This window comes from Candidatus Syntrophosphaera sp. (genome assembly GCA_019429425.1).
In the GTDB taxonomy this organism is placed as follows: Bacteria; Cloacimonadota; Cloacimonadia; order Cloacimonadales; family Cloacimonadaceae; genus Syntrophosphaera.
The window spans coordinates 1-6,661 of the sequence record JAHYIU010000107.1 but is presented as its reverse complement, the minus strand read 5'-3'; the positions used below and the strand labels follow the sequence as shown (position 1 = coordinate 6,661).

The following is a 6,661-nucleotide window of genomic DNA, read 5'->3' as shown; positions in this document are numbered from 1 at the left end:
TGCCTGCGCAGAACAGGATCTACCAAAAGAACATCAGTCCCAAGAGGCGCGCCCGCGTCTACGGCTTTACACTCAGCGTCGGGATGGCGGTCTCGGTCGGAGTGACCTTCATTGCCGGCAGGGTTTTGGACATCCACGAGTCCAGCTTCCGCTGGATCCTGGTCATCACCGGGATCTGCGGCTTCCTCGCCGTGGTCTTCCTTTCCCTGGTCCGCATCCGGGAACCGATGGTGGAAAGGCTCCTTCCGCGCAAAAGCTGGAAAGAGGTCATGCTGGAACCGATCTCGGGAACCTTCCGGCTCCTGAAGGAAAACCGGGCCTTCGCCTCGTTCGAGCGCAGCTTTTCCATCTATGGCATGGGTTTCATCATGATGCAGCCGATCATTCCGATCTACATGGTCGACAAACTCCAGCTCACCTACACCACGAACTTCCTGGCCAAAGGCATCGTCTCCCAGCTTGGCCTGCTCTTCCTTTCGCCCCTGATCGGCAAACTGCACGACCGCATGCATCCCTTCCGCTTCATGGCCTCCGCCTTCGGCTTGCTGATGGTTTTTCCCCTCCTCTTCGTGGTCTCATCGCTCTGGCAGGGAGAAGCGCTGATGCCCGTGATCATCGTGTTTCTGGCCTATCTGATCTTCGGGATCGCCATGGCCGCGGTCAACATCACCTGGAACATGGGCTCCATCTATTTCGCCGGCAAGCAGGACGCCTCGATCTACCAGAGCGTGCACATCACCCTCACCGGCGTGCGCGGACTGATCGCCCCCGCCCTGGGCTATGCCATCCTCAAGATCTTCAGCCTCACAATGGTCTTCGTGGTGGCCGCCGGATTCTTCCTGGCCGCGGCGCTGGTCAGCTTCCGGGATTATCGCAGGTGGAAAGGCTCGGGCGGCATCCTGATTCCGGGCACAGGGGATTGACCAGCCCCGCCCAAGGGCTTCGCGGGCAAGGATCTGCATGCTTGCAAACTGCCATCCGTTCCCATTACTTCAAGCTTTGCAAGCACTTCCGGCAACGGGCTCCCAATTTTTTTCTTGACACAAACCTAAGCTTATGTTTTTGAGCGTCTTATTGAATCCAAGCAGTAAAAAAAGCGATATCGAAGCATATAATCAAAGGAGAAAAACATGACAAAAGCAGATCTGGTAAAAATCATATCCGAAAATACCGGCATCATTCGCAAAGACGTTGGTGTGGTTGTTGATTCCCTCCTGCAATCGATCAAGGACAGCCTTGGCAAAGGCCATCACATCGAGATCCGCGGCTTTGGCACCTTCAAGCTCAAGACCCGCAAGCCCCGCGTGGGACGCAATCCCAAAACCGACGAGAAAGTTCCGGTTCCCGCCAGGACAGTTCCCACCTTTAAGTTTTCCCGCGAATTCAAATCATCCGTCGTTGACATCAACGTCAAGATGTAGAGTGAGTTAAGATGCCCTGCGGAAAAAAGAAGAAAAGACATAAAATTGCCACTCACAAGCGGAAAAAACGCTTGCGCAAGAACCGTCATAAGAAGAAATAAATTGCCAGCCACCCTTCGGGGTGGTTTTTTTGACCCGGCATGGATAACGACCGAGACAGCCATTCCCTGGAGATCCGCCAGCTGATCCGCGACACGCTCAAGGCAACGCTGGATGGGAATTTCTCCGCCCATGAGGATTCGCCCTGTTTTTCCGTCCGCAGCGCCTACGACATGTTCACCGAGGTGGACGGCCTGCCCCTCTATCCCCGGGAAATTCCACCGGCCTTCCTGCGCTGGGCCAAGATGGACCTCGCTTCCGGCTGGAGCAAGGAGGATTTCCTGGTCCTGGACCTGGAGACGACGGGGCTCGGCCGCGGCCAGACCATCGCCTTCATGATCGGCCTGGGCTATTTCGAAAAGGGGCAATACATCGTGGAGCAGCTTTTCCTGCCGGAGCCCGAGGCCGAGCCGAACTCCTTCGACCGCCTGATCGAGCTGCTGGAAACCAGGTCCGTGCTCATCACCTTCAACGGCAAGACCTTCGACATCCCCATCCTGGAATCGCGCCTCCTCTATCACCGCATCTGGCTGGACCTGCGCGCCAAGCAGCACATCGACCTGCTCCACCTGGCCCGCCGACTCTGGAAAAACAAGATCCCCTCCTGCGCCCTGGAAACCATCGAATTCTATATCCTGGGCTACGTCCGCGAAAAAGAGCTGGACATCGAGGGCGGGCTGATCCCCCAAACCTATTTCCAATACCTCGTCAACGGCGATCCCGAGCTCATGCGCCGCGTCTTCGTCCACAACCAGTTCGACATCCTCCACACCGCCGCGCTCTTTGCCCTGATCTGCGACAGCATCGGCTATCCCCCCGCCCAGGGATTTGACCACCGCATCGACTACCAAGCCCTGGCCCGGCTCTATCTCAGCCAGGGGGAAAGCGAAACCGCCCGCGCCATCCTCGTCGACCTGCTGGCCCAGAACGTCCTGACCGGGGACATCGCCTGCGACCTCGGCCTGCTCCATAAAAGGGAGGGCGATCTGGCTTCCGCGGAGGATTGCTTTGCCCTGGCCGCCGGACTCAGCCATCCCGGCGGAATGCTCGAGTACTGCAAGCTTCTGGAGAAGAACCGGGAGTTCGGCCCGGCCCTGGAGCTGGCACTAAAGCTGCTCCACTGGCACCTGGGCCGCGCCATGATCAACTCCCGCCAGATGCTGGAGCTGGAAAAACGGGTCCAGAGGCTGCAGAGAAAGGCCGAATCCGCCAAGGATTGACAGGGCATTAGCGCTTGGGGTGGCAAATTCCGCTTTGCCTCAGGCCTCGCAGAACCCTTTAAAAGAGGCGGACTCCGTCCACCCCGCCGAATCGGAATTCGGCTTCCCGATCCACAACGCTGGAGTCGAGCGAGTTACGAGCATGGACTCCAGCAGGAATGATCTATCAAAACAGAGGGACAGAGGGACAGAGAAAGCGGATACGGCTCCCCAACCAACACCCTTTTCCACAGGACCTTTTCCCCTTTTTCCCTCTTCCCATCTTCCCATCTTCCCCTCTTCCCCTCTTCCCCTATTTCCCATTTTCCCCTTTTTCCCTTATCCCCTTCGTGTAATGCGTGCAATTGGTGGACAGACCCCCCTTTTTCCTGGCTCACCTGCCTCTTGCCCACCTCCCGCCGACCACCCGCCCGCTTGGCGGGAACTCGGCGGGCAATTAACGGGTGGCGGGTGAGCTGGGTAAAAGGGGGAAATCTGGAGTCAGGGCCAGCCCTGGAGTCGAGCGGGGCGGTCCATTGCCCTGATCAATCGTTTTCCCGCCTTTGTTTCCGCCCCGCATGGACTCCAGGATCCTCGAAAGTTTTGCTGGAGTCCCTGCCCGCCCATCAGAGCTTTCAAGATCCCTTGCCTGAACCAGGAGAAACGCGGGCTCGACTCCAGCGAATCTCCCCGCCTCCGGAACAGCGCTTTCAGCCGGTCAGTCCGAACGCGTGGTAGGCACGGCTATTTCATTAAGAACATCCGCTTCAGCGCTTCGAAGCCGGCAGTCCGCATCCGATAGAGATAAACCCCGCTGGCCACCTCCCGGCCGCGGGCATCCCGCCCGTCCCAAAGCTGATTGAAATATCCGGGGCCGTCATGGCTCATGGCGAAACGGCGCACGACCTGGCCCCGGACGTTATAGATGTCGATCTCCACCTCCCCGGAGCGCTCCAGGGAATAGCGGATCTGGGTGTGGGGATTGAAGGGGTTGGGGAAACAGCCGATGAGTTCCGTGATCAGTGGGATCTGCGGTGTATGCAGGCCGTCCAGCCCGTTGTAATGGATGTATATCGGCCCGAAATGGGTGTTCGTGCCGTCCAGATTGAGGCTTTCCAGCCAGTAATAATAAAGCCCGGAGCTGTCGAGATCCGTATCCGTGAACACATAGGTCTGCTGCTGCGAGGTGTTGGTCGCCTCGATCAAGGTCTGCAGATGCTCGGCCTTGGCCAGGTCCTCATCTTCGCCCCGGTAGACGTAATAACCCAGGCAATTCGTCTCGGACTGGGTCACCCAGGTGAGCATGACCCGGTTGCTGGGATTGATCGTGGCGATGAAAGAGGTGAGCAACACCGGGACTGTGCCTCCCCCGCGGTCTCCGGCCACAAAATCATCAACCATTAACATGATGGCGTCATAAGAAACGCAGTGGATCGCGATATGGACACTGGCCTCGGCGCAGTCAGGCGGAAGAGCGTATTCATACAGGGTCCATTTTGTAGGCACGATGATGTATGAACTTGCGCTTCCGGCGAGGTATTGCCAGTATGACTCCTGGGGATCGTTACCAGCCGTTGAATAGATTACCTTGAAACGCTCCAGGCCATAATTATCTTTTGGGCTGCGGGCAAAGAAACTGATCCTGGGATCTTCCGCAAAGGTCAACTGCGGCGAGATCAGCCAATCGTCGTTGGGTTGAACATATTTCGCATCTAAACAGGCGGCATACTTGTCTCCCGAGTAAGGCAGTAAAAAGTCATAAGTCGAGTCCAGTGGAGGGTCAATATCGGAAGGATTGAAAATCGTGTAGGACCCAATGTAACTATCAATTGGAAGAACAATATTAGTGAATAATTTGTAAGTTGGGGAACCATAACCATCAAACTGTGTCCAGGGGGCGAAGGTCAACACAAAATTATCGTATGCCTCGAAGTAATCCTCGAAAACGCCTTCAACGCCAAAACCCTGCAGTTCTATGTTGTTGGATATCCGGGTCTGGACATATGCAATTTCGCTTTCATCCTCCGGATAGGGCGGATCCTGATATGACCGGCCGGAACCTTTCCTCGAACCAGACTCCACCGATCCCTGGCTGGTTGAAGTCGCCGGCACGATCGTGTAGATCGCGGTTTCGCCCCGGTTATCATCGATCGTGAGATAAGCTGTTTTTGCCCCGTAGGAAGCGGGATTGAATTTGACCGTCCAGGAGGCTGAACCGTCGGTGTCAAGATCGAGAGGATAGCTGTTGGCATCATCAAGCAAGGTGAATTCGCTCGCGTTCTCTCCCGTTAATGTTGGCTGCACGGCAATGGTCAGATTGCCCCAGCCGATGTTGGTCGCGGTGAAGGAACGGGGCGTGCAATTGCTCCCGCCAGCAAAGGCCAGGCCATAATCATAGGCTGTTTCGGAAAGGGCCATCACCGGGTGATCCCCATCTATCACCACCAGAGTTACGGGAATGACAAGGTCTGGGTAGGTGGGGCAGTTGCTGGTCAGGGTCATATCGCTGGTATAGGTCCCCGCGGCAAGCCCGGTGGCGTCAAAATCGATGCTGATCACGTGATCCGGCATGCCCGCGTTTATGCTTCCTGCGTCAAAATCACCAGAATTGATCGTGTACCAAGCGACTTGGATGGGTACATCAATGTCCACTGATACAGCATCCACACAGACGCCGTTACCTTTCACGGTGATACCTTCAAAAGCTATGTAGTACGCTTCGCTGGGATTTAGCAGGTCGATAACATCCTCTCGCCAGTCTGGAATATTTTCGGTGTATTCCACCAGTAAAATCCAATTACCCCCAGAAGATGTTTTGTAATAGACTTTCAACATATCCTGGATTGGTGTTTGTCCTTGTAATCTCTGAGCTTGTGTGTGCCAAAATGATAGTTTGGCGGAACCAGGAACAGCTGCTGACAAGTCCAATGCCGGCGTGATAAGCTTGGTTGTTGCAGGTTGGTTCGCACGATACAGATTTGCGTTGTAAGAACCCTCATAGGCCGAACCAGGAGACCCGCTTGCACTGCCAGCTCTGAAAGTCCAGTCATAATCTCCCACTACCTTCTCTTGAGTCCAATTCGTCGGTATTGATGTCCCCGCAAATCCTTCGTAAAGCTTGTTCTGGCTCTCGGCCGGTTTGGATAGAGTATAGCTGAGTGTTTGATATCCACTGTTCCCAATGTACAGAGCTTGGCTTCCCGACCCGCCCAGGGGGACATACTGAGTGATGGAGGGTGGATACCAACTGATACTGGGCTGCGGATCCGCCAGAATGTTCAGAGAAAAGTCGATGGTGGAGCCCGCGGCAGAGCCGACCGAGTGCAGATACAGATCGATGGAGGGCAGTATTTCTTCGGTTGGTATTGGCTGCAGGAAAGGCGGGGGATTCGTTTGCGCGTGGATCTCTGTTCGCCCGCTCTCAGCGCTGTAATTCGCGCTATTGATGAGGCCGTTGTTGTCATAAGTCCCGTCGGGCCTGTAGACATAGAGCATGTCGGGCGGCCCGTCGCGGTTTCCGTTTGTAATCCTTGCGTCGATCCGATAGATGATCAAGCCCGAGCCGGGGATGGAGCTTTCGAATATCCCATTGTTTTCTTTTTTGCGGAATTCCACGATGTAGTACTGGTCCTCGTGGGGTGAATCTATCCGGTAAGCGTTTTGGGTGGCGGAGGTAAGCGGATTGAGCGTGAATGTTCCTGGTGCGGTGATCGTGGGTATTTCGCTGATCCAGTGACCGTATTTCCATTTCATAAAGGCTGTCATATGCTGGGGCGGGTCTTTGTCCGCGGCCATGAGATCCCAAGAGCCGACGGGAGTAAGGACAACATTTTGATAATGGTAGAGGTCCGGAGAGCCCAGGCTATGGAAGAATTCGTGGCAGAGCACTCCAACCCCGCTGTAGCTGAGAAAGTCCTGCATCTGGAGGTTGTAGTCGTATAC

At 55.6% G+C, this 6,661-nt stretch carries 4 protein-coding genes; 3 read left to right on the top strand and 1 reads right to left on the bottom strand.

Annotated elements, in window-relative coordinates:
• The 3 genes from K0B87_09035 to K0B87_09025 all read left to right on the top strand — a co-directional run.
• Positions 1–923 (top strand): MFS transporter (locus tag K0B87_09035; GenBank protein ID MBW6514880.1); only part of this gene is annotated, 923 nt, incomplete at its 5' end.
• A gap of 207 nt (positions 924–1,130) precedes the next feature.
• Positions 1,131–1,421, top strand: a complete 291-nt coding sequence (locus tag K0B87_09030; GenBank protein ID MBW6514879.1) for an integration host factor subunit beta — start codon at positions 1,131–1,133, stop codon at positions 1,419–1,421.
• A 140-nt stretch (positions 1,422–1,561) separates the two neighbouring features.
• On the top strand, positions 1,562–2,740 hold the full coding sequence (locus K0B87_09025; GenBank protein MBW6514878.1) for a ribonuclease H-like domain-containing protein: 1,179 nt from the start codon (positions 1,562–1,564) through the stop codon (positions 2,738–2,740).
• Between the two features lie 723 nt (positions 2,741–3,463).
• Here K0B87_09025 and K0B87_09020 read toward each other — a convergent pair.
• Positions 3,464–6,661: choice-of-anchor J domain-containing protein (locus K0B87_09020; protein MBW6514877.1), on the bottom strand; the 3,198-nt coding region annotated here is incomplete at its 5' end.